Source organism: Streptomyces sp. NPDC091272, from assembly GCF_044757485.1.
In the GTDB taxonomy this organism is placed as follows: Bacteria; Actinomycetota; Actinomycetes; order Streptomycetales; family Streptomycetaceae; genus Streptomyces.
In genome coordinates this window covers 68349-90207 of the sequence record NZ_JBIVVC010000003.1, presented here as the reverse complement: position 1 = coordinate 90207, position 21859 = coordinate 68349, and the positions used below count along the sequence as shown (strand labels likewise).

Here is a 21859-nt window from a genome sequence, read left to right as displayed (position 1 = left end):
GTGCGGGCCTGGGGCCCTTCCGTGTGACGTGGCCGCTCGTGGCGGTCGCCCATGTACCGCGTATACGGGGCTAGTCGACGTCCTGCGGGTACCAGCGGAGCTCGACCGTGTTGCCGTCCGGGTCCGAGACGTAGAGCGACTGGGCGTCGCCGCGGGCGCCGAAGCGGGGGACCGGGCCCTCCAGGACGGTGAAGGTGCCGGAGTCGATGACCGCCTGCCAGTCGAGCGGGTCGACGGTCAGGCAGATGTGGTCGACGTTGGACTCGCCGCGGGGGCGGCTGAACAGGTCGATGATCGTCGCCTGGTTCACGCGTACGGAGGGGAAGGGGACCTTGCCCGCGCGCCACTCCTCCACGCGCACCGGTTCCAGGCCGAGCGGGCCCGTGTAGAAGGCGAGCGAACGCTCCACGTCCTGGACGTTGAGGACCAGGTGGTCGAAATCCTTCACACGCAGCTGAGGTGGAGCAGAAGAGGTAGGCATGGGGAGAACCAAGCAGGGCCCGCGGGCTGCTGTCAATGGTCGCCGAGGCCCGTACGCCAGGCCCGTACGCCAGGCTCGTACGCCCGCTCTGGCCTGGCCTTTTGTCGCAGGGACGGGTCCTCACCCGGGTGGTATACGGGTCCAAACCTCAAGCTCGGGGCGGCCGTTGGCGGCGGCGATGCGGCCCGTACGGCTCCAGTGCCAGGCCTCGTACGCCGCCTTGGCCGCCGAGTTGGCCGGCTCGATGAGCGTGGTGACGAGTTCGGCGTCCACCCGTACCAGCAGCCGTTCCTGGAGGCGTTCGGCGACCTTCTGCCGGCGGTGGGTGGGCGCGACCATGAGATCGGCGATGTTGAAGACCCGGCCCGAGTCGGCCAGTTGCCCGATCTCGGGCGGCGCGATGTCGTGGCGTCCGTACCACCAGGAGCCCTGCCGGTCGGGGAGGTAGCCGTAGACGCAGCCGACCAGGGTGGTGGGGGTGCTCGCGATCAGGAGGTCGAAACCCGGGCGCTGCACGGCCGCCGCGAACCGGGCCAGGAAGGCGGCGCGGTCGTGGAAGGATGAGTCCGGCGCCGGCACGGGTTCGTACGGATTGCTCCGCCGAGGGGTCAAGCTGCTTTCCCGGTACGTCAGTTCGTAGAGATCCGCGATGGATTCTCGCTGCTGGTCGGCCTGCCACCTGCTCAGCCGACGGAAGAACACCTCTGCTGCCACTGCTGCCATGCCCACAGCGTGACAGCGGGGAGCGGGATGTGGAACAAGACGTACGACCTGGTGTTCCCGGCCGTCACGCCGACCGTCCCAGCGCCGCCTCTATCTGGGCGGTGATCTCCGCGGCCGACAGCGGGCGGCCGGCGCGGTCGAGGCCGCGGATCGGCGTTCCGCCCAGGCGGACCGTGGGGGTGCTGCGCACGTCGTTGCGGCCGAACTCCTCCGTGACGGCCTGCGCCCACGGGAGGTACGTGCCGGCAGCGGTCGCCTCGCGGAAACCCGGTGCGACCAGGCCCACGGACTCGCCGACCCGCAGCACGACCGAGGGGTCACCGTAGGAGTCGACGCTCTCGTCGGGCTGCTGGGCGAAGAGGGCCTCGTGCAGGGTCTTGAAGGCCGCCTGGTCCTCGTTGACCGCGGCGCCCGCCGCGGCCACCGCCGTCACCGACCCCCGGCCGCCGGCCATCCCGTCGATGAACGCCGCGAAGTGGTACTCCAGGCGCAGTCGCCCCTCGTCGGCGAAGCGGCGGATCGCGGCTCCCGCGCTGCCTTCCAGGCTCGCGCAGTACGGGCAGCGGAAGTCCTCGTACACGGAGAGGACCGGCAGCTCGCCGGCCCTTCCGTACGGGACGACGAGCCCGGACCCGCCCGTGGTGTGGGCGGGCCTTCGGGGCGGCTGCGACGACTGCGGGGGCTGGGGCGGCGCGGACTGCTGCGGCATGGGCCGGACTCCTTCTCGTCCTTCCCAGGTACGCACAGGGGGCCGGGCGCCGCATCTCCAGCGGGCGGTCGGCGGCCGTGGGCACCTGCGCCTGTCCGGGGTATGCCTCCGCGGTGCGCCCCTGTGGTGCTCCTCAGCGGCTCCCTCAGTGGTTCTCGGCCTGGAACATCCAGCGCTGCTTCTCCAGCTCCGCGGTCATCCCGATGAAGATGTCCTGGGTCACCGGGTCCGGCCGGTCGGTCGCTTCGATGCGCTCACGCATCCGCAGGATCGCGCCGCCCAGTGCCTCGACGAGCAGTGACACCACGTCGTCGTCGGCGGTCCAGCCGCTCGCGGGCTGCGGGAGCTCGGTGGTCCTGGCGACGGTCGCCGCCCGCCCGTCGGGTGCGACCCCGATCGCGGAGGCGCGCTCGGCGACCGTGTCCGCGTAGGCGCGGGCCGTGTCGACGATCTCGTCGAGCTGAAGGTGCAGCGAACGGAACCGCGGCCCGACGATCGTCCAGTGCGCCTGCTTGGCGAGCAGCGAAAGGTCGAGGAGGTCGACCAGGGCGCCCTGGAGCGCTTCGCCGGTTATCTGGCGGGAGGCCTCGGGGAGGGTGCTCTGGATGGTGGGGGCGGTCATGTCGGGTTCCTCCTGTGCGTTCTGGTGCGTGGTGCGTGGTGCGTGGTGCGTGTGGCGTGTGGCACGTGTGGTGCGTGTGGTGCGCGGGGCGTGATACGTGGTCCGCGGCTCGTGTGCGGGGTGAGGGGTGCGGGGTGCGGTGCGGTGTGCGCGGTCCGTCGTGCGGGGTCGCGCCTCGGTGCGGGTCAGGCGCCGGGCCCGCCGCTGCCGAACGCTCCGCCGGAGTTCTCGCTCCAGGTGGGCGGCCGTGCGTCGGCACCGGCCGGGCAGGTGCCCGAGTTGCCGTACCCGCCCAGCTGATGGGGGGTGCGGCGGACCCCGTCCTGCGGGACCTCGGCCGGCTCCCTGACTTCCTGTACCTCGCCCGGCGGGTGGTCCCGCTTCGGCGCGCGGGGCTGTTCCTCGGGACGCGGGGGAGCGGGCTCACGCTTCTTCACCCGGATGCCGAGCCACACGGCGCCTATGAGTACCGCCACCAGGGCCAGCCCGATCACGAACGGGGCGATGCCCACCATCAGGTCGCGGGAGGCGGCCAGCGACGAGGCCAGTTCCGTTTCTGCGGGTCCGATGTCGTGTGTGTGCATGCCTGCCGCGTACCCCGCGGGTACGGGTGGATGCGGGGTGAAACATTCGGGAGGGGCCACCGCGTCAGTGAGGTGTAGGCAGCGGACGGGACGAGTGGGGGACGCATGCGGGGAGCGCGGCGGGACGAGGCGTATCTGGAGTTCGCCACCGTCAGAGGAGGTCATCTGTTCCGGTCCGCCTGTCTGCTGACCAGCGGAGACACCCATCTGGCCGAGGATCTGGTGCAGGAGACGCTGGGGCGGATGTACGCGCTGTGGGGGCGCGTCTCACGGATCGACAACCCGGCCGCGTACGCCCAGACCGTGCTCGTGCGGACCTTCCTGAGCCAGCAGCGGCGACGTTCGGCCTCGGAACGGCCGGTCGGCGAACTCCCGGACGGCGCGGGCGTTCCCGGGGCCGACTTCGAACTGCGGGTGACCTTGCTCCAGGCGTTGGGGCGGCTCGCTCCGAAGGACCGGGCGGTCGTCGTGCTGCGGTACTGGGAGGACCGCAGCGTCGAGGAGACCGCCGACGCGATGAACGTGAGCTCCGCGGCCGTACGTACCCGGTCCGTACGGGCGTTGGCGCGGCTGCGCGAGCAACTGGGCGGCAGCCTGACGGAGTTCGCCTCCCATTGAGGGGGCCCCGCAGGACCGCACCACTGCGCGGACGCACCGAACGGGGCGCACGCACCACCGAGTGACCGCACCAACCCCCTCCCGACGACGACCACCCGCACACACACGACCACGCGTCCACGCGACGCCCACGACAGGGGTTTGCCATGCCTTCCTTCGAGGACGAGCTCGGTCAGGCGCTGCGGCGCGCCGGTGACGGCTTCTCCACCGACCAGCAACAGCTCGCCGACCTCGGGCGGACCAGGGGTCTGCGGGCCCTGCGCCGCCGCCGGGCCGGTGCGGTGACCGGCGGCGTGGCCGCCCTCGCCCTGGTGGGGGTGGGCGGAGCCTGGGCCGGGGGTCTGCTCGGAGCCGGCGGCGGGGCGACCGGGCAGGTGGCCGCCTCCGGGCCGGCGACCGCGCCACCACGGGCGACCGCGGCGGCCGGCGGGGGGACCGCGGGGGAGAAGGTGACCGCGGCCTTCATGGCGGACACCTTCAGGGAGCTGCTGCCGGGAGGCACACTCACCGACGTGCAGGCGGGGGGGTCCGGGAGCGCCGAGGGGCCCAAGCAGTCGCCTCCCTCCGCGTCGGCCGTCTACGACGACGGCAAGGGGAAGGCGGCCATGGGGATCAGCCTGGGCCGCGTGGACCCCGCGAGCGACGCGGCCTCCGACCAGGTCGCCTGCCCGTCGAAGGCGTACGTCCGCTTCGACGCGTGCACCAGCGAGAGGCTTCCGGACGGCGCCAGGCTCATGATCCTTCAGGGGTACGAGTACGCGACCGGCAAGGTGAACACCAAGTCCTGGCGGGCGGTGCTGCTCAGCCGTGAGGGATACCTCGTCGACGCGAGTGAGTGGAACGCCCCCGCGCAGAAGGGCGCGCCGGACAGCAGGCTCAACCCGCCGCTCGACCCTGCCGCGTTGAAGGCCCTGGTCACCGACGCGCGGTGGCGTACGGCTGCGGGCCGGCTGGCCGCCCCGGCGCCGGCCGACGACGGGGTGCCGGGCGAGCCCGGCGCGGCCAAGATGTCCGCCATCCTGGGCGCGCTGCTGCCCGCGGGGCTGAAGACCCGGGACCGCTTCAGCCAACCGGGCTTCACCAGCCTGGTCGTGAACGACGGGCAGGGCGGCGGCCTCGTCCAGGTCAACGCCCAGCGCGGCATGAGTGAGATGACGCCCGGCCGGGCCACCGTGCTCCCGGACGGCACCAAGGTCGTGGTCGCCGACTCGGCGGGGGAGAAGGGGGTCGAGGGAGTCGTGATGCGCACGGTCGACACGCTGCGCCCCGACGGACGCCGCGTGGTGCTCTCGGCCTTCAACTCCGACACCCAGCACACCGCACCGACCCGCCCACACCCGGTCCTCACGGCCGAGCAGCTCAAGTCGATCGCCCTCAGCCCCCGCTGGTGGAAGTGACCGCCGGGGCGCGGTAACCGGACGCAGGGGCAGGGGCAGGGGCAGGGGCAAGGGCTTAGGAGCGGGGTGCGGGCTCGCGGGCTCGCGGGCTCGCGGCGCGCGGGCCCGCGAGAGGCGCACGGGCGCACCACCGGCCTGTGCGCCTACTTCGCGTCCGCATAGCACCGCACCGCCGCCACCGTGAACGGGAACCGTACCGGGCTCTCCCCGAAGGCGATCCGCCCGGCCAGCTCACCGGCCTCGCGGATCGCGTCCGTGACCGCCTCCGTCTCATCCACCGGGCAGTGCACGATCACCTCGTCGTGCTGGAAGAAGACCAGTTCGGCCCTGGCCCCGGAGGCGTGCAGGGCCTGGCGCAGTGCGGCCAGCATCAGCAGCGCCCAGTCCGCCGCGCTGCCCTGGACGACGAAGTTACGGGTGAAGCGGCCCCGGGCGCGGTCGTCGCGCGAGGCCTGACCCGGGTGGCCCGCGCGCCCCTGGCGGCCGGGGGCGGACTCTCCCTCGCCCCGGGGGCCTTCGTCGGGCTCCTGCGGTATTCCGGCCTCCCCGAAGTCGTCGTCAGCGCCTGCCGCCGGTGGGCACGTCCGGCCCAGCCAGGTGCGGACGAGGCGGCCCTCCTCGCCCGCCTGCGCCGCGTCGTCCACGTAACTCACGGCGCGCGGGAACCTCCGGCGCATCGCGGCGAGGTTCTTCAGGCCGTCGCCGGACGTCTGCCCGTACACCGCGCCCAGTACGGCGAGCTTCGCGGCCTCCCGGTCGCCGGCGAACGCCCGGTCGGAAACCGCCTTGTAGAGGTCGCCCGGCTGCCCGGCGACCTCCATCAGCCCGGGGTCGCGCGAGATCGCGGCAAGTACGCGGGGCTCCATCTGGTCCGCGTCGGCGACCACCAGCCGCCAGCCCTCGTCGGCGACGACCGCCCGTCGGATGACCTTGGGGATCTGCAGCGCCCCGCCGCCGTTGGTCACCCACCGGCCGGTGACCGTGCCGCCCGGCAGGTACTCGGGCCGGAAGCGGCCGTCGCGCACCCAGTCCTGGAGCCAGCTCCAGCCGTGCGCGGTCAGGATCCGGTAGAGCTTCTTGTACGCGACGAGGGGCGCCACGGCCGGGTGGTCGATCCCCTCCAGCTCCCAGCGCCGGGTCGACCTGATCCTGATCCCGGCCGAGGCGAACGCCTTGATGACGTCCGCGGGCAGCTCGGGCCTGACCCTGCGGCCGAACGCCTCGGACACCTGGTCCGCCAGCTCGGCCATCCGGCGGGGGTCACCGCCGCCCGCGTACCGTTCGCCGAGGAGCTCGTCCAGGACGGACCGGTGGACGTCGGCGCGCCAGGGCAGGCCCGCGCGGTTCATCTCGGCGGCGACGAGCATGCCGGCGGACTCGGCCCCGGTCAGCAGCCGCATCCGGCCCGGGTGCTCGGCCTCGTCGTGCCGGCGGACCTGGTCCTCGTACACCTGGAGGAGCGCGTCGAAGGGCAGGTGCACCGGCTGCGGTTCGAACAGGGAGGACTGGGAGCCCGGCTCGGCGGCGCGCTGCGGCGGGTCGGGCGGGACGGGCAGGTGGTGCAGGCGGGCGTACCCCGCGGCGGCGGAACGGGGCTCGCCCGAGCGGCCCGCGTGGCCGAGGAGCAGGATCTCGGCGTCCTCGATGTCGTAACACCGCGGTACGCGGACGCCGGCGGCGAGGAGCCGCGGGTAGATCTCGGCGGTGGAGCGCCACACCCACCGGGTCACCTCGGGGCGGGACCTGACCGCCTCCGCGAGGTCGGGTTCGTGGCGCACCCCGGAGGCGGGGCGGCCGGCCCGGGTCAGTGGGACCAGCAGCGCCCCGCCGCCCTCCGCCGGGGCGACGGCCCACCTCTCGTTCATGGCAGCGAGTCTGGCAGGGGGGTCTGACAACGGCCGGCCCCGCCGGAAGCCCCCGGAAGCCCCCGGAAGCCCCTGGAACGCCCGGAAGCCCCCGGCCCCCCGGAAGCCCCCGGCCCCCCAGAGTCCCCGGAGCCCCGGTGTGCCTCGGGGTACGTCCGCACAGCCCGCCCGGGATGCCGACCCGGCGGGCCGCTGGCAGGGTCGACGGCATGCGAGTGGCACTGGCACAGACCGACTGCGTCCTCGGTGACGTCGAAGCCAACCTGGCCGCGGCCAGGGACGGGATCAGGCAGGCCGTCGCCCAGGGGGCGGACCTCGTCGTCTTCCCCGAGCTCAGCCTGCACGGCTACCACCTGGGGGCGCTCAAGCAGGACACCTCGGTGGAGGCCCGCGACCCCCGGCTGGCGGAGCTGAGCACGCTCGGCGCGGACGTCGTCGTCGGCTTCCACGAGTACACGTCCATGCGGGCGTACAACACCTCGGGCTACTACAGCGCGGGCGCCCTGCTGCACGCCCACCGCAAGCTGTACCTGCCCAACTACCTGGCCTGGGAGGAGCGCAAGCACGTCAGTCCCGGCCAGTCGCTGAAGGCGTACGACCTGCCCGGCGGACGGGGCCGGGCGGCCACGCTCATCTGCAACGACGCCTGGCAGCCGGTCCTGCCGTGGATCGCCGTGCAGGACGGGGCCGAGGTCGTCGTCGTGCCCGCGAACAGCGCCGCGTCCCTGGACCCGGAGGCCATGGACACCGGCCTGTACTGGGACAGCCTGCTGTCGTACACGGCCCGGATGCTGCAGTGCTGGGTGGTCTTCGTGAACCGGGTCGGCAGCGAGAACGGCGCGTCCTTCTGGGGCGGCTCCCGTGTCGTCGACCCGCGCGGCATGGTCGTCGCGCAGGCGCCCAAGTGGGAGGCCGCCCTGGTCACCGCCGACATCTCGGTGCACGAGGCACGCCGCCAGCGCCGCTCGGTGCCGCTCGTCGCGGAGGCCAGACTCGGACTGGTGTCGCGCGAGGTGGGCCGCCTGATCGACGAGGGCGGGGACAGCTGAGGGGGGCCGGGCGAGGACACAAGGCTGGGCCGGGCGGGGGGCTCCCGCCGGTCGGAGCCGGGTGAGGGGGACGGGGAGGTAGGTGGCGGCCGGCTCACGACTGCCGGGCCGGGCGCGGTATACCAGAAGGGTGAGCCCGACCGAGGAGATCCGTTGACCGACACCGCTGCCTTTCCTGGCGCAGAGCAGGCGTTCTCCGCCCTGTACGGAACCGGTGACGACGATCTCGACCTCGGGGCCTCGCTGCTCGCCGCCGCCCCCTGGGCCGACGCGGGCCGGGAAGTGCTGCGCAGGGGCGAGGAGTTCGTGCGGCGCGCCTGGGACCGGGGCTGGCAGCCCGCCGACGTCGCCCGCCTCGTCGGCCGCGACCTCAAGGAGGTGCACGTACGCCTCCTCGCCGACCTGATCGCCGCCGAGCAGAGGCGGCACGCGCCCGCGCGCGCGTACGTGCCGCCGCGCTGGCAGGCACAGCTGGAGGAACTGGGGGCCGCGGGAGAGGTGTGGTGGCGGAGCGACGAGCGGTACGCCGAGGCGCTCGCCCGCCGCGAGAGGACCGACCGTTTCTCGCTGGCGACCGCGGTGCTGGAACTGCTGCGGCTGCTGATCAGGCTGCCCACGATCGAGCCGGTGGGCCCGGCTCCCGGCGCCTCCGCGCTCGTGCAGCAGCAGCAGGCGGTACCTGGCGAGCCGCGGATGCTGACCCGGATCCGGGCCCTGCTCGCCAAGGCGGAGGCCACGGACTACCCGGAGGAGGCGGAGGCGCTCACCGGCAAGGCGCAGGAGCTGATGGCACGGCACAGCATCGACGAGGCCGTGCTCGCGGCGAAGGGGGACGGGCGCTCGGCGGGCGGTCCCGGCGCCTGCCGCGTCGGCGTCGACGCACCGTACGAGACGGCGAAGGCGATCCTGCTCGACGCGGTGGCGCGGGCGAACCGTTGCCAGGCCGTGTGGAACAGCGAGTTCGGGTTCTCCACGGTGGTCGGTTTCGAGGCGGACCTGGAGGCCGTCGAGCTGCTGCACACCTCGCTGCTGGTGCAGGGGACGGCGGCGATGACGCGCGCGGAGGCGGCCCAGCGGGCCGGGGGCCGCAAACGGACGAAATCCTTCCGGCAGTCCTTCCTGACGGCGTACGCGAGCAGGCTGGGCGCCCGGCTGGCGGAGGCCACGGAGCACGTGGTGGAGGAGGCGGGCGGCTCGCTGCTGCCGGTGCTCTCGGCGCGGGACGTGGCGGTGACGGACCGCGCGGAGCAGATGTTCCCGCGCACGACGTCCACCCGGGTACGCGGCGTGAACGACCTGGCCGGCTGGGAACACGGCACCGCGGCGGCAAACCGCGCATCGGTGCACGACCCGCGAGGACCGCGCGACTCCCAGGACCGCATCACCCGCTGAGACAGCCCGCGGCGCCGCGCGCGCGGGACGGGGGCCTTTGGGAGGGGGCGCGGGGCCTCCGAGCTTCGTGGCAGCGACAGGGGCCTGGCGCCCCCCGGGGGCCATCCCCCGCGCGACGGCGCAGCTCTGCCGGACGGACGCGCTCACCGTGCCGGGTGCTGTCGCGCTCTCCGTGCCGGGCGAACGGGCGCACTGTGCCGGGTGCTGTCGCGCTCACCGTGCCGGGCGGACGGGCGCACTGTGCCGGGTGCTGGCGCGCTCACCGCCCCAGGGCGACCACGCTCACCGCCCCGGACAGACGCCCCCGGACAGACGCCCCCACCACACCCCGCACCCCGCACGCCCCGCCACTCCCATCCCCCACTCCCGCCTCCCTCGCCCGCTCCGCCCCATCCCTCACTCAGCGATTAGGGTCGTTGCATGAGCTGGCTGAAAGCCCTGAAGCACACCGCCCGCTCCGGACTCACGGTCGAGCGCCAGCGGCTCGATCCGTTGATCGCGGTCCGGGCCGCGGTCGGGCTTGCCCTTCTCGTCGGTGTCTCTCTGTATGTTTTCGGCCCCGCCGTGGCCGCCAGTTCCGCATTCGGTGCCTTCCAGGCCGCCCTGGCGACGTTCCAGCGCAGCTGGCGCACCCGCCCCGTACTCGCGCTCGCCTCGGGCGCGAGCCTCGCGGTGACGACCTTCGTCGGCTACCTGACCGGCTCTCACCAGGTGCTGTTCATCAGCCTGCTGGCCGTCTGGACGTTCCTCGCGGGCATGACCTGGGCGGTCGGGCCCACCGCCGGCATGATCGCCAGCTCGAACGTGGCGATCATGCTGGTGACCGTCACCCTCCCCACCTCCGTCGCCACCGCCGCGGGGCACGCTGCGATGATCATGGTGGGCGGGGTGGTGCAGGCCGCGCTGATCGTGCTCTTCCCGGTACGCCGCTGGGGCGCCCAGCGGGACGCCCTCGCCGACGCCCTCGCCGCCGAGGCCGACTACGCGCGACGGCTGCGGCACGACCCCGTTGCCCCGTTCGACCCCGAGCCGCTGATGACCGCGCGCAACGCCGCCGCCATCACGCCCCGCCAGGCCCGCCGCCGCCCCGCGGAACTGCACGGCACCCGCGGCCTGGCGGAACGTATCCGCCCCGTCCTGGCCTCCCTCGCCGACCCGGCCCTCGGCGTCCCCGCGGAGGGCGACGCACGCGCGCGGGTCCGCGAACTGCTCGCCGCCGCCGGTTCCACCCTGGACGCCGCCGCCCGCGCGGTCCGCAAGGGCGAGCCGGTCACCATGTCCCCGGCCGCCCGCGCGGTGCTCGCCGTCCCCAAGGAGGGTGCCGTCCTCTCCGGGCCCGCCCGCCGCGCGGAGTCCCGGCTGATCACCCTGTTGCGCGACGTGATCGAGACCGCCCAGGGCAGCGGCACCACCAACGCCAGGCGCAAGGAACCCGACCGCAGCCCCGACGACGACACCGCCTACCGCACCGCCGCCCGCCTCGCCCGGGGCGCCGCCCGCCGGGTCGCCCGCCGGCCCGAGCACCGCGCCGACCCCGACGACCATCTGCACCGGCCCACGGTGTTCGAGCTGTTCCCGGTCGCCCTGCGGGCCATGCGCGGCGAGCTGCGCAGGGACTCCCCGGTACTGCGGCACGCACTGCGCGTCGCGGCGGTCAGCGCCACCGGGTACGCGGTCGCTTCGGCGCTCCCGCTCGGCCACAGCTACTGGGCGCCGATGGCCGCCGTCATGATCATGCGGCCCGACTTCTCGCAGACGTACTCCCGCGCCGTCGCCCGGTTCGGCGGCACCCTGCTCGGCGTCGCCCTCGCCACCGGGCTCGTCCAGCTCACCCACCCGGACACCCGGCTCTCGGCTGCGCTCGCCGTCGGGTGCGCCTTCTTGATGTTCCTGCTGCTGCGCACCGGGTACGCCGTCACCCAGGTCTTCGTCGCCGCCTACGTGGTCTTCCTGCTCGGCATGGGCGGCCTCCAGTGGACCCAGACCGTCCCCGAGCGGGTCGTGCTGACCCTGGCCGGCGGACTCCTCGCGATGCTCGCGTACGCCGTCTACCCGGCCTGGGAGACCCCGCGGCTGCGCACCCGCCTCGCCGACTGGCTGGTGGCGGACGGCCGGTACGCATCCGCCGTCCTCCAGCGGTACGCGGACCCCGCGGGCGCCCCGCGCGAGGCCGTACGGGAGGCCCTGCTCGGCACCCGGGAGGCGCGGGTCAACTGGAAGGACGCCCTGGAGCGGGCGGCCAACGAACCCGTACGGCACCGCGGACTGTCCAGGTCCGCCGCGGCGGACGCCCCGGACGCGCTCGCCCAGCTCGCCCGGGTGGCCATGCTGATGGAGGCGCACCTCCCGGCGCGTGACACCAAACCCGTCCCGGCCGCCGCCTTGCTCGCGGACGCGCTGCGCCGCGACGTGGAGGACGCGGCCCGTGCCGTACGGGAGAGGCGCGCGCCTCGCTGGGAGGCCTTCCGCTCCGCCCTCGGCGCCTGGGACGCCGAGGATGCCGAGGGCGACGACAAGGTGGTGCGCAAGGGCGCCGGGCTCCTCCTGGAGGCGCTGGACGAACTCACCGAGTCCCTCGCGGGCGAGGGGCCCCGCCCCAAGGGGAGCGCGGCCGCCGTCGCCTCGTAGCGCACCAAGCACCAAGCAAAAGACACCAGGTACCAGCCACCAGGCACCAGCGCGTCAACGCGTCAGGACTCCGGCAGCTTCGGCATCGAAGGCAGGTCCGACGGCATCCCGGACGGCAGGTCCGACGGCATCCCGGACGGCATCTCCGACGGAATCGCGTCCGACGGTGCCTTGGAGAACTTGTCCTCGATACCGCTGCCCTCCCACTTCACCGTGAGGGTCCTGCCGTCCGCGCCCGGGCTCACCTGCCCCTTCGCACGGTCGGTGTCGCCGTTCGCGCACTTGAGGTCCAGCGTGATGCTCCCCTGGCGGATCGCCCGCCCGGTGCACAGGTGCTCGCCGGCGACGCCCGCCATGTCGTCCTGCACGGTCAGCACGACGAGCTTGCCTGCGGTGTTCGCCGTCCAGGAGCCCTCGATGTCGGCCGTCCCGGCGTCCCCGGCGGGCGGCGCGGTGCTCGCGTCGCCCTCGGGGCTCTCCGTGGCGCCCGGCCCGGAGCCGGCCGCCGTCGGCGGGCCGCCGGCGTCCTTGCCCTCGCCGCCGCCGTCGCTGCTGCAGCCGGTCAGCAGGAGGAGCGCCGCGAGCGCGGCCACCCCGGCACCGGTACGCATGTGACTGTGCACTCCAGACTCCCCATGTGCTTTTGCCATTACGTCAATTGGCAGGTGGAAGGAACGCGTCAAGCTACCAGGGCGTCTACTGAAGAAGTCCGTACGAAGGGGTGGCGGGACGCAAGGGCGCAGGGGACGCCAATAGAGCCATCCGGTTCTGTAGTCAAGGGGCAACCCCGCGTGCACGTGCATCTGCCCATGCAACGGCAGGTGAACGAAGCTATGATCCGGGTCAGTTGACACCAGTACTTCCGGGAGCGTCCTGTGCACCACGCATACAACGGCATGGCTGCCACAGAGCTCCACGGGGTGGTCTGGCAGAAGAGCAGACACAGCAATTCGCAGGGCTCCTGCGTGGAGTTCGCGAAACTGCCCGGGGGAAACGTTGCCGTACGGAACTCACGGCACCCGGAAGGGCCCGCGCTCGTCTACACGCGGGCGGAGATAGAGGCGATGCTGCTCGGCATCAAGGACGGCGAGTTCGACCACCTGACGGCAGGCGGCTGACCCGCCGTACGCACCGTCCCGGTCCGCGGGCGGGAAGCCCTCGTGCGTCCGCGGGCGGGGAACCGTGCCGTGCGTCCGTGCCCGCGGGCGGGGAGCCGCCGCCCGTTCCTGATCTACGGGCGGCGACTCACCGCCGGTCAGTGGCCCACCTGCGCGGGCTCAGCTCTCGGGCCGCAGCCGGAACAGCGCCCACACGACCTTGCCGTCCAGCGTCCCGGCCAGCGGGTGCCATCCCCAGCTGTCGCTGAAGGAGTCCACCAGGAAGAGCCCGCGCCCGGACTCCGCGGAGAAGTCGTCGCTCTCGCGCGCCGCAGGACCCTGGTGGCTGGGATCGCGCACGGCACACACCAGCCGCGAGCTCCAGCGCATCAGGTGCAGTCGTACCGGCGGGTCGTTCTCGCGCGGGGTGTCGGAGGGCAGGGCGTGCCGCAGGGCGTTGGTGACGAGCTCGGAGACCACCAGTGCGACGTCGTCGAACCTGTTCTCCAGCTCCCACTGGCAGAGCGTGCTGCGGGTGAACTTCCGCGCCCCGCCCACCGCTTCGTACCGTGCGGGCAGCGCGCAGGACGCGGAGGAGGACACGGCCGAGGGGTCGATGGGGGGCAGCCCCTGCCGTAACGGCACGAGCACGGTCGATCCATTCGTCCCCATGCGAGGCGCTCCCGGGTTCGCGGTCATGGCGATACGGCGGTGAAGCAGCAGCGCTGCAACGGCGACGCGTCAAGCAATGCGACGGCGGTGCGAACGTTGGTCATACGTGCGCGCGGACCAAGGTTCCCGAATGCGTACGGCAGATGCAAGGGCAGATGCACGTGCACGCGCCGGACTTGAACAACAGAGTGCCGTTTCTTGCTCATTTCTTCCTTCGACCACTTTCGCGGGCCTGCCATTTCCGTAACCGAATGCGTACAGGCTGAAGCGTTTTGGTGGCAGACTTCGGCTCTCGGGACCCTTGGGGGAGGGCCTCGCGCACAGATGAACGAGAGGGAGGGCCGGAGAAGTGACCGCAGGGGAGTCGAGCGGGTCGGTGGTGCGCCGCATCCTGCTGGGGTCACAGCTCAGGCGCCTGCGCGAGTCGCGCGGCATCACCCGCGAGGCAGCCGGCTACTCGATCCGTGCATCCGAGTCGAAGATCAGCCGCATGGAGTTGGGACGGGTGAGCTTCAAGGCCAGGGACGTGGAGGATCTGCTCACGCTGTACGGCGTGAGCGACGGGGCGGAGCGCGACTCGCTGCTCGCGCTGGCCCGCGAGGCCAACCTCGCGGGCTGGTGGCACAGCTTCGGCGACGTGCTGCCCGGCTGGTTCCAGACGTACGTCGGCCTGGAGGGTGCGGCGTCGTTGATCCGGATCTACGAAGTCCAGTTCGTGCACGGGCTGTTGCAGACCGAGGCGTACGCGCAGGCCGTCATCTCCCGCGGCATGCCGCACGCCACCGGCGCCGAGGTGGACCGCCGGGTCGCGCTGCGCCTGGAGCGGCAGAAGATCCTGGTGTCCGAGCGCGCCCCGCACTTCCACGCCGTGCTCGACGAGGCGGCCCTGCGCCGCCCGTACGGTGACCGGGACGTCATGCGGGGGCAGTTGCAGCACCTGATCGACGTCTCCGAGCGGCCGAACGTCACGCTCCAGGTGATGCCGTTCAACTTCGGCGGGCACGCGGGCGAGAGCGGCGCCTTCACCCTGCTGCGGTTCCCGGAGTCCGACCTCTCCGACCTCGTCTATCTGGAACAGCTGACCAGCGCGCTCTACCTGGACAAGCGCGAGGAGGTCGGTCAGTACGAGCGCGTCATGGGACGCCTCCAACAGGACTGCCCGACCCCGACCGCCACCCGGGACGTCCTGCGTGGACTGCTCCAACTGATCTGATCCATATGTACGTTGACGGAACCTCGGACTGCACGTGAGCATCAGTAGTCACGGGGATCAACAACGGCGATCAACAACGGCACCACGGGCGCCGGCGCGGACGGCACCAACGGCAACACCACGGGGAACAACTCGGCGAGTGCGCGGCAGCGGCAGTCGCGCGACAGCAGCAGTAAGGGATCGCATGTCCTTCTTCACCGACCTGGCGCACCAGTACATCGACGGCGAGTGGCGCACCGGCAGCGGCTCGTGGGACATCATCGACTTCAACCCGTACAACGGGGAGAAGCTCGCCGCGATCACCGTCGCCTCGGTCGCCGAGGTCGACGACGCCTACCGGGCCGCCGAGCGCGCACAGCGCGACTGGGCCGCCGTGAGCCCGTACAGCCGCCGAGACGTCGTGGACCGGGTGCTGCGCCTCGTCGAGGAGCGGCACGAGGAGATCGTCGCCGCGATCACCGAAGAGGTTGGCGGTACGCGCACGAAGGCGCTGTACGAAGTACGCCTGGCCAGGGAATTCCTGCGCGAGGCAACGCAGTTGGCGACCATGCCCGAGGGCCGCATCCTCTCCTCGCCCGTGCCGGGCAAGGAGAACCGGGTGCACCGGCTGCCGGTCGGCGTCGTCGGTGTGGTCAGCCCGTTCAACTTCCCCTTCCTCACCGGCATCAAGGCGGCCGCCCCCGCCCTCGCCCTGGGCAACGCCGTGGTGATCAAGCCGAACCAGAACACCCCCGTCATGGGCGGCGGGCTGCTGGCCCACCTCTTCGAGGAGGCGGGGCTGCCCGCGGGCCTCCTGAACGTCCTCATCACCGACATAGCCGAGATCGGTGACGCGCTCATAGAGCACCCCGTGCCCAAGGTGATCTCCTTCACCGGCTCCGACCGCACCGGCAGGCACGTCGCGGCCGTCGCAGGGGCCCGCTTCAAGCGCACCATCCTGTCCCTGAGCGGCAACAGCGCGCTGGTGGTCCTGGACGACGCGGACCTGGACTACGCGGCGTCCGCGGCCGTCTTCAGCCGGTTCGTCTCCCAGGGGCAGGTCTGCATGGCCGCCAACCGGATCCTCGTCGACCGGTCCGTCCAGCCGGAGTTCACCGAGAAGTTCGTCGCCAAGGTGCGGGCGCTGCGCACCGGCGACCCCACCGACCCCGCCACCCAGCTCGGCCCGGTCATCAACAACTTCCACGCCGAGGCCCTGTCCGGCCTGGTCGACCAGGCCCTCGCCGAGGGCGCCACCGCTCTCGTACGGGGTTCTACGCGCGGCAACCTCGTGGAGCCGACGGTCCTCGCCGGTCTTCCCGACGACTCGCCCATCCTGAAGCAGGAGGTCTTCGGACCCGTCGCGCTCCTGCTGCCCTTCGACGGCGAGGACGAGGCCGTCCGCATCGCCAACGACAGCCCGTACGGACTGAGCGGCGCCGTCATGACCGAGAACGTCGAGCGGGGCGTCCGCTTCGCCCGGCGCATCGAGACCGGCATGATCCACATCAACGACTCGACCATCCAGGACGACCCGCTGGTCGCCTTCGGCGGCGAGAAGGCGTCCGGCATCGGCCGGATGAACGGCGAGTCGACCGTCGACGTCTTCACCACCCAGAAGTGGATCTCGGTCCAGCACGGCCGCTCCGAGTTCCCCTTCTGAGGGCGCCCGTGCGCGCGGGGTGAGCCGGGTATGCGGCCCGGCCGGGCGCCCGCGCGCGGTGCGCGAGGCGCGCGGCCCGGCGGGGTTGCACCTCACGCCGCGTGAGGACACAGGCTGGGGGACGTACCGAAGGAACACCCCACCGCCCCCGCGGGCCTCGCAGCACGGGCCCGCGCGGGGGACACCCGCAGAGAGGGCAGCGGACAGCCATGAGCCACCCCGTGGGCAAGGTCGCCGAACTCGCCGGAGTCACCGTGCGCACCCTGCACCACTACGACGCGATCGGTCTGCTCTCCCCGAGCGGCCGCAGCCACGCGGGGCACCGCCGTTACGACGACGGCGACCTGGACCGGCTGCAGCAGATCCTGTTCTACCGGGAGCTCGGCTTCCCTCTCGACCAGGTGGCGGCCCTCCTGGACGACCCGGAATCCGACCCGTGGGAACACCTGCGGCGTCAGCACGCGCTGCTGACCGGGCGTATCGCCAGGCTCCAGGAGATGGCCGCCGCCGTCGAAACCGCCATGGAGGCACGGAAGATGGGCATCAACCTCACCCCCGAGGAGAAGTTCGAGGTCTTCGGGGACTTCGACCCCGACCAGTACGCCGACGAGGTCCGGGAGCGCTGGGGCGGCACCGAGGCCTACCGCGAGTCGCAGCACAACGCGGTCACCTGGACCAAGGAGGACTGGAAACGGCTCACCGAGGGCTTCGACGCGCTGCACCGCAGGATGGCCGGCCTGCTCGACGCCGGGGTCGCGGCCGACTCCGAACAGGCCATGGACGTGGCCGAGGAGCACCGCGGGTTCATCTCGGGCAACCACTACGAGTGCGGCCACGAGATGCACAGCAGCCTTGGGGAGATGTACGTCGCGGACGCGCGCTTCACCGCCACCTACGAGGCGATCAGGCCCGGACTCGCCGTCTACATGCGCGACGCGATGCTGGCCAACGCGCTGCGCCACCTCTGAACCGGTAGGGGACGGGGGTGCGTACGGAGCGGGTGCCCGCCGCCCGGCCCGTACCCACCCCCGAGCTCCCTGGCACGCCGCGGGGAGGGTCGTGAGGGTCGTCTTCCCGCCGGTTCCCGGCCGGGAGCTTTGCACCGGTCTGCGCGGAGTGCACCCTGGGAGAGCCGGGGGAACCCGGAAGCGCACGCGCGCGTTGATAGTTTTGGCGAGCCCATCGCAGACGATCCCCCCCCCAGGAGCCCGGAACCCGTGAATACGCTTGCGCTAGGACCGGCCTGGCTGGACCCGGACTACCTGCTGAACACCTTCGGCCTGTGGGGCCTGCTCGCCATCGTCTTCGCCGAGTCCGGCCTGCTGATCGGATTCTTCCTGCCCGGCGACTCCCTGCTGTTCACCGCGGGCCTGCTGGTCACCACCAACAAGCTGGACACGCCGCTGTGGCTGCTGTGCCTGCTGATCGTGCTTGCGGCGGTCATCGGCGACCAGGTCGGCTACCTCTTCGGCCGGAAGGTCGGCCCCGCGCTGTTCCGCCGGCCCGACTCGAAGATCTTCAAGCAGGAGAACGTCCAGAAAGCACACGAGTTCTTCGAGAAGCACGGACCGAAGGCCCTGATCCTGGCCCGTTTCGTGCCCATCGTGCGCACCTTCACGCCGATCATCGTCGGCGTCAGCAAGATGAACTACCGCACCTTCATCACGTACAACGTCATCGGCGGTCTGCTCTGGGGCGCGGGCGTGACGCTCCTCGGAGCGGCCCTCGGCAACGTCGAGTTCGTCCACAAGAACATCGAGCTCATCCTGGTCGGCATCGTCCTGATCTCGGTGGTCCCGATCGTCATCGAGGTGCTGCGGGCCCGCAGCCAGTCCAAGAAGGCCCCGAAGGACCCGGCGCAGGGCCCGGCGGGTGACACCACGGCCGGACCCGCCTCCGGTCTGCCGCCCCAGCAGCCCCCGACACCGCCGCAGCGCGGCAGGCACGCCAAGCGCTGATCTCCCGGCCCGCGCGACGAAGGAGGGGCGGCCAGGATTTCGGTCCTGGCCGCCCCTCCTTCGTACTTCTTCGTACTCCTTCGCGGTGCGCTAGAAGCCTCGCGTCCGCTTGGCCGCCCGGCGGCTGCCGCCCTCGCGTCCGCCGCCCGGCATCCGCAGGAACAGCCGCGAGATCTCGCCACCGAGGTTCACCCCGATCGCGATCGCGAGCGCGATCGCCGCCGCCTTGGAGAGCGAGGCGATACCGGCGTTCACATCGTTCTGCGCGATGCCCAGCAGGCCGTAGTACGTGGCCGAACCCGGCAGCAGCGGCCCGATGGCCGCCGTGACGTACGGCAGCGCCGACGCGTACTGGTAGCGCGAGAAAAGCTGGCCGAAGAGGCCGACGAGCCCGGCGGCGACGGCGGTGGAGGGGACGGCGGAGATGTTCCCCGTGGTGTTCATCGCGCCGAACACGATCCAGGCGACGCCGCCGTTCAGGGCCACCATGATCACCGTGTTGCGCTCCTGCTGGAGCAGGATCGCGAAGGCGAAGCACAGTGCGATGGACGCCAGGATCTGGATCACCGGCCGGGACTGGACCTGCATGGTGGCGTCCGGGTGCAGGTTCGGGTTCAGCCCCGCGCCCGCGTACAGCACGATCAGTACGCCCAGCACGATCGCGATGAAGAAGTACATGACTTCGAGCAGTCGCGCGGACGCGGTGATGTAGTAGCCGGTCAGGCCGTCCTGCACGCCTGCCACCAGCGCCCGCCCCGGCAGCAGCGCGAAGAGTCCACCGGTGACCACGGCGGACGGCAGGATTCCGCCGACCACGTTCTCCGGTACGAAGGCCAGGCCGACCCCCATCGCGGCGGGCGGCATCGCCGCGGCCACGAACTGGTAGAACTCCGGCAGCCCGCGCCCCGCGCACAGCCATGCCAGCCGGTCGCCCAGGATCGCCCCGAGCGCCGCCGCGACGAACACGATGACCCCACCGCCGACCAGCACCGACGCCGAGCCGGCGAGCAGCCCGCTGGCGCCGGACAGCGCCCAGCCCGGGTACGGGTGCCGGTTTCGCCGGATCTCGGCGAGCCGTCGGTACGCCTCCTCCAGGGTGACGTCGATGTCCGGCGCCGTGATGTCCGCGATCAGCCGGTAGACGCCCGCCAGCCGGGTGTAGTCGGTGCCCCGGCGCCGTACCGTACGGCTGGCCGTGACCGGGTCGTCGACGAGCGAGGGCTGGTACGAGATGGACAGCAGCGTGAAGGTGACGGTCGGCTCGCATCGGTCGAGCCCGTAGGCCCGGCACACCGCGAACATGGCCGCCTCGACATCCTCGGCGCCCTCACCGCCGGCCAGCAGCAGCTCGCCGATACGCAGCGTCAGGTCGAGCACGCGCGGGACCGCGGGCCCCGAGTCCTCCTCGTCGCCGTGCCGCTGCACGCTGTCTGGTACCGGCCGGTCGCCGACGGGCATGCGCAGCAGGGTGCGCATCCGGTCCTGCCAGGGCGCCTCCTTGGTGAGCCGTACGACAGGTATGCCGTGGGCGGGGGTGAAGGCGGGCGGGGAGTTCCGCGCGCTGTAGGTCCTGGGGGGCTCGAAGCCGTTCCGCTTCTGCGCGGCGGTCCTGGGCGCGTCGAAGGCGGAGCCCTCCTGCACCTGCGGGCTCTCGGGCGTCAGCCCTTGCGGCAGCGCGAACTCCGAGGTCGCCTGCTCCTCCTCGACCGCGGGAGCGGCCCTGAACCCCTCGGGCAGCGCGAACTCCGAGGTCACCGACTGGTCCTCGTCCAGGGTCACCACCGGAATGGCCTGGGTCGCCCCGACACCGGACGTGGCGCTGGAGGAGTTGCGCCCGGCGCCCGCACCGGACGCGGCGACGGACCCGGACCACCCACCGACAGCCGGAACGGCCTGGGACCCCACGGGCCCACCGCCCCCCGCACCGGGCCTGGCGTCGGACGGCGCGCCGCCCTCCGTGGGGGACCTCACGCGGCCTCCCGCACCGGGCTTGGCGTCGGACGGCGCGTCGCCCTCCGTGCGGGACCTCGCGCGGCCCCCCGCACCGGGCCTGGCGTCGGACGGTGCGCCAGGCTTCGCGTCGGACGGCGCACCGGGCTTCGCGTCGGACGGCGCACCGGGCTTCGCGTCGGACGCGACCCCGGGCTTCGCCGCGGACGCCGCCCCAGACCTCACCCCGCCCCCCGCGCCGGGCCGCGCGCCGGGCTTCGCGCCGGACGTTGCCCCGGTTCCCGAGCCGGCCCGCGCGTCACCCCTCGCGCCGGATTCCGCATCGGACGGCCGCTTGCCGGATCTCGCGTCGGACGGCTTGCCGGGCCTCGCGTCGGACGGCTTGCCGGACCTCGTCGCAGGACCCGCGTCAGGCTTCGCGCCCGACGGAGTCATGGACGCGCCGCGCGCCTCGTCCGACTGCGGCTTGCGGTCCTCGACCTCATCGGCCTCGGCACCGCCCTCGCCGCCGCCCTGCGCCTCCGCCACCACTCGCCTCGCTCTCGTCACTCCAGCCTCGGTGATACCCCACCTGCCCAGTATGTTCACGGATCCACCCGCCCCGCCGCCCGCCCGGCCCGCAACGTACGAGCGGGCGGCACCCCTCGGCGAAGAGGGTGTGCCGCCCGCTCACACGGACGATCGCGGTGCGGGTCAGTGCGCCCCGCCCTGCGCCTCAAGGCGCTTGTACGAGGCCTCGATCTCGGCCTCCGCCTCGGTGCGGCCGACCCAGTCCGCGCCCTCGACCGACTTGCCGGGCTCCAGGTCCTTGTAGACCTCGAAGAAGTGCTGGATCTCCAGGCGGTCGAACTCGGACACGTGGTGGATGTCGCGCAGGTGCTCCACCCGCGGGTCCGAGGCCGGGACGCACAGCAGCTTGTCGTCGCCGCCGGCCTCGTCCGTCATGCGGAACATGCCGATGGCGCGGCACTTGATGACACAGCCGGGGAAGGTGGGCTCGTCCAGGATGACCAGCGCGTCCAGCGGGTCGCCGTCCTCGCCGAGGGTGTTCTCGACGAATCCGTAGTCCGCGGGGTAGCTGGTCGAGGTGAAGAGTCGACGGTCCAGACGGATCCGACCGGTCTCGTGGTCCACCTCGTACTTGTTCCGCGAACCCTTCGGAATCTCGATGGTGACGTCGAACTCCACGGGTGGCTCCTCCATGATCAACACAGTTTTCAAGGGTGGTGCGTCCTCCCGGAGGAAACCGACCCCCGGAG

Annotated in this window: 20 protein-coding genes; 10 read left to right on the top strand and 10 right to left on the bottom strand. The window is 72.5% G+C overall.

Features of this window, described 5'->3' with window-relative positions:
* Window positions 1–70: 70 nt before the first annotated feature.
* From ACIQM4_RS09650 to ACIQM4_RS09630, 5 genes are all read right to left on the bottom strand, one after another.
* The gene (locus ACIQM4_RS09650; RefSeq protein WP_401590076.1) at window positions 71–454 is read right to left on the bottom strand and encodes a VOC family protein; all 384 of its coding nucleotides are present in this window, start codon (window positions 452–454) and stop codon (window positions 71–73) included.
* A 147-nt stretch (window positions 455–601) separates the two neighbouring features.
* Entirely contained in the window at window positions 602–1204 is a 603-nt protein-coding gene (locus ACIQM4_RS09645) for a GNAT family N-acetyltransferase (RefSeq protein WP_401588481.1), read from the bottom strand.
* A 64-nt stretch (window positions 1205–1268) separates the two neighbouring features.
* On the bottom strand, window positions 1269–1913 hold the full coding sequence (locus ACIQM4_RS09640; RefSeq protein WP_401588478.1) for a DsbA family protein: 645 nt from the start codon (window positions 1911–1913) through the stop codon (window positions 1269–1271).
* Window positions 1914–2058: 145 nt separating this feature from the next.
* Window positions 2059–2535, bottom strand: coding sequence for a DNA starvation/stationary phase protection protein (locus ACIQM4_RS09635; protein ID WP_401588476.1), 477 nt, complete (start codon window positions 2533–2535; stop codon window positions 2059–2061).
* Window positions 2536–2720: 185 nt separating this feature from the next.
* Window positions 2721–3119: a DUF6479 family protein gene (locus tag ACIQM4_RS09630; RefSeq protein WP_401588474.1), complete on the bottom strand. Its 399-nt coding sequence runs from the start codon at window positions 3117–3119 to the stop codon at window positions 2721–2723.
* A gap of 105 nt (window positions 3120–3224) precedes the next feature.
* Between ACIQM4_RS09630 and ACIQM4_RS09625 the strand changes: the two genes are divergently transcribed.
* Both ACIQM4_RS09625 and ACIQM4_RS09620 read left to right on the top strand, forming a co-directional pair.
* A complete protein-coding gene (locus ACIQM4_RS09625) occupies window positions 3225–3737 on the top strand; it encodes a SigE family RNA polymerase sigma factor (protein ID WP_401588472.1) in 513 nt (170 codons plus the stop codon).
* A 146-nt stretch (window positions 3738–3883) separates the two neighbouring features.
* A complete protein-coding gene (locus ACIQM4_RS09620) occupies window positions 3884–5134 on the top strand; it encodes a hypothetical protein (protein ID WP_401588469.1) in 1251 nt (416 codons plus the stop codon).
* Between the two features lie 143 nt (window positions 5135–5277).
* Here the strand turns inward: ACIQM4_RS09620 and ACIQM4_RS09615 are convergent, their stop codons facing one another.
* A complete protein-coding gene (locus tag ACIQM4_RS09615) occupies window positions 5278–6999 on the bottom strand; it encodes a bifunctional 3'-5' exonuclease/DNA polymerase (RefSeq protein WP_401588466.1) in 1722 nt (573 codons plus the stop codon).
* A gap of 209 nt (window positions 7000–7208) precedes the next feature.
* On the opposite strand from ACIQM4_RS09615, the gene ACIQM4_RS09610 reads away from it, so the two are divergent.
* From ACIQM4_RS09610 to ACIQM4_RS09600, 3 genes are all read left to right on the top strand, one after another.
* Complete coding sequence (locus ACIQM4_RS09610; protein WP_401588464.1) at window positions 7209–8048, top strand: nitrilase-related carbon-nitrogen hydrolase; 840 nt, start codon at window positions 7209–7211, stop codon at window positions 8046–8048.
* A 153-nt stretch (window positions 8049–8201) separates the two neighbouring features.
* On the top strand, window positions 8202–9440 hold the full coding sequence (locus ACIQM4_RS09605; protein ID WP_401588462.1) for a DUF2786 domain-containing protein: 1239 nt from the start codon (window positions 8202–8204) through the stop codon (window positions 9438–9440).
* 420 nt (window positions 9441–9860) lie between these two features.
* Window positions 9861–12068: an FUSC family protein gene (locus ACIQM4_RS09600; protein ID WP_401588459.1), complete on the top strand. Its 2208-nt coding sequence runs from the start codon at window positions 9861–9863 to the stop codon at window positions 12066–12068.
* A 62-nt stretch (window positions 12069–12130) separates the two neighbouring features.
* On the opposite strand, the gene ACIQM4_RS09595 is transcribed toward ACIQM4_RS09600, so the two are convergent.
* Complete coding sequence (locus ACIQM4_RS09595; protein WP_401588456.1) at window positions 12131–12679, bottom strand: hypothetical protein; 549 nt, start codon at window positions 12677–12679, stop codon at window positions 12131–12133.
* 264 nt (window positions 12680–12943) lie between these two features.
* Between ACIQM4_RS09595 and ACIQM4_RS09590 the strand changes: the two genes are divergently transcribed.
* On the top strand, window positions 12944–13186 hold the full coding sequence (locus tag ACIQM4_RS09590) for a DUF397 domain-containing protein (protein ID WP_401588454.1): 243 nt from the start codon (window positions 12944–12946) through the stop codon (window positions 13184–13186).
* Between the two features lie 159 nt (window positions 13187–13345).
* On the opposite strand, the gene ACIQM4_RS09585 is transcribed toward ACIQM4_RS09590, so the two are convergent.
* Window positions 13346–13837 carry an ATP-binding protein gene (locus tag ACIQM4_RS09585; RefSeq protein WP_401588453.1) on the bottom strand — a complete coding sequence of 164 codons (492 nt, stop codon included), beginning with the start codon at window positions 13835–13837 and terminating at the stop codon, window positions 13346–13348.
* 349 nt (window positions 13838–14186) lie between these two features.
* Here ACIQM4_RS09585 and ACIQM4_RS09580 point away from each other — a divergent pair, with 349 nt between their 5' ends.
* The 4 genes from ACIQM4_RS09580 to ACIQM4_RS09565 all read left to right on the top strand — a co-directional run bounded on the left by ACIQM4_RS09580 (window position 14187) and on the right by ACIQM4_RS09565 (window position 18650).
* Window positions 14187–15050 (top strand): helix-turn-helix domain-containing protein, encoded by an 864-nt coding sequence (locus tag ACIQM4_RS09580; protein ID WP_401588450.1) that lies wholly within the window; start codon window positions 14187–14189, stop codon window positions 15048–15050.
* A 184-nt stretch (window positions 15051–15234) separates the two neighbouring features.
* Window positions 15235–16692 carry an aldehyde dehydrogenase family protein gene (locus tag ACIQM4_RS09575; protein WP_401588447.1) on the top strand — a complete coding sequence of 486 codons (1458 nt, stop codon included), beginning with the start codon at window positions 15235–15237 and terminating at the stop codon, window positions 16690–16692.
* A 209-nt stretch (window positions 16693–16901) separates the two neighbouring features.
* Window positions 16902–17660, top strand: a complete 759-nt coding sequence (locus ACIQM4_RS09570) for a MerR family transcriptional regulator (protein ID WP_401588445.1) — start codon at window positions 16902–16904, stop codon at window positions 17658–17660.
* Window positions 17661–17909: 249 nt separating this feature from the next.
* Window positions 17910–18650, top strand: coding sequence for a DedA family protein (locus ACIQM4_RS09565; RefSeq protein ID WP_401588443.1), 741 nt, complete (start codon window positions 17910–17912; stop codon window positions 18648–18650).
* 90 nt (window positions 18651–18740) lie between these two features.
* Here the strand turns inward: ACIQM4_RS09565 and ACIQM4_RS09560 are convergent, their stop codons facing one another.
* Together ACIQM4_RS09560 and ACIQM4_RS09555 are read right to left on the bottom strand one after the other, a co-directional pair.
* The gene (locus ACIQM4_RS09560; protein ID WP_401590073.1) at window positions 18741–20438 is read right to left on the bottom strand and encodes a threonine/serine exporter ThrE family protein; all 1698 of its coding nucleotides are present in this window, start codon (window positions 20436–20438) and stop codon (window positions 18741–18743) included.
* A gap of 855 nt (window positions 20439–21293) precedes the next feature.
* Entirely contained in the window at window positions 21294–21788 is a 495-nt protein-coding gene (locus tag ACIQM4_RS09555) for an inorganic diphosphatase (protein ID WP_185034151.1), read from the bottom strand.
* Window positions 21789–21859: the final 71 nt, after the last annotated feature.

Excerpts from the sequence above, each read along its gene's own strand:
- ACIQM4_RS09575 (WP_401588447.1), top strand. The coding sequence starts at position 15,235 with ATGTCCTTCTTCACCGACCTGGCGCACCAGTACATCGACGGCGAGTGG.
- ACIQM4_RS09615 (WP_401588466.1), bottom strand. The coding sequence starts at position 6,999 with ATGAACGAGAGGTGGGCCGTCGCCCCGGCGGAGGGCGGCGGGGCGCTG.
- ACIQM4_RS09600 (WP_401588459.1), top strand. The coding sequence starts at position 9,861 with ATGAGCTGGCTGAAAGCCCTGAAGCACACCGCCCGCTCCGGACTCACG.
- ACIQM4_RS09625 (WP_401588472.1), top strand. The coding sequence starts at position 3,225 with ATGCGGGGAGCGCGGCGGGACGAGGCGTATCTGGAGTTCGCCACCGTC.
- ACIQM4_RS09570 (WP_401588445.1), top strand. The coding sequence starts at position 16,902 with ATGAGCCACCCCGTGGGCAAGGTCGCCGAACTCGCCGGAGTCACCGTG.
- ACIQM4_RS09640 (WP_401588478.1), bottom strand. The coding sequence starts at position 1,913 with ATGCCGCAGCAGTCCGCGCCGCCCCAGCCCCCGCAGTCGTCGCAGCCG.
- ACIQM4_RS09620 (WP_401588469.1), top strand. The coding sequence starts at position 3,884 with ATGCCTTCCTTCGAGGACGAGCTCGGTCAGGCGCTGCGGCGCGCCGGT.
- ACIQM4_RS09610 (WP_401588464.1), top strand. The coding sequence starts at position 7,209 with ATGCGAGTGGCACTGGCACAGACCGACTGCGTCCTCGGTGACGTCGAA.
- ACIQM4_RS09645 (WP_401588481.1), bottom strand. The coding sequence starts at position 1,204 with ATGGCAGCAGTGGCAGCAGAGGTGTTCTTCCGTCGGCTGAGCAGGTGG.
- ACIQM4_RS09635 (WP_401588476.1), bottom strand. The coding sequence starts at position 2,535 with ATGACCGCCCCCACCATCCAGAGCACCCTCCCCGAGGCCTCCCGCCAG.
- ACIQM4_RS09595 (WP_401588456.1), bottom strand. The coding sequence starts at position 12,679 with ATGCGTACCGGTGCCGGGGTGGCCGCGCTCGCGGCGCTCCTCCTGCTG.
- ACIQM4_RS09630 (WP_401588474.1), bottom strand. The coding sequence starts at position 3,119 with ATGCACACACACGACATCGGACCCGCAGAAACGGAACTGGCCTCGTCG.
- ACIQM4_RS09585 (WP_401588453.1), bottom strand. The coding sequence starts at position 13,837 with ATGGGGACGAATGGATCGACCGTGCTCGTGCCGTTACGGCAGGGGCTG.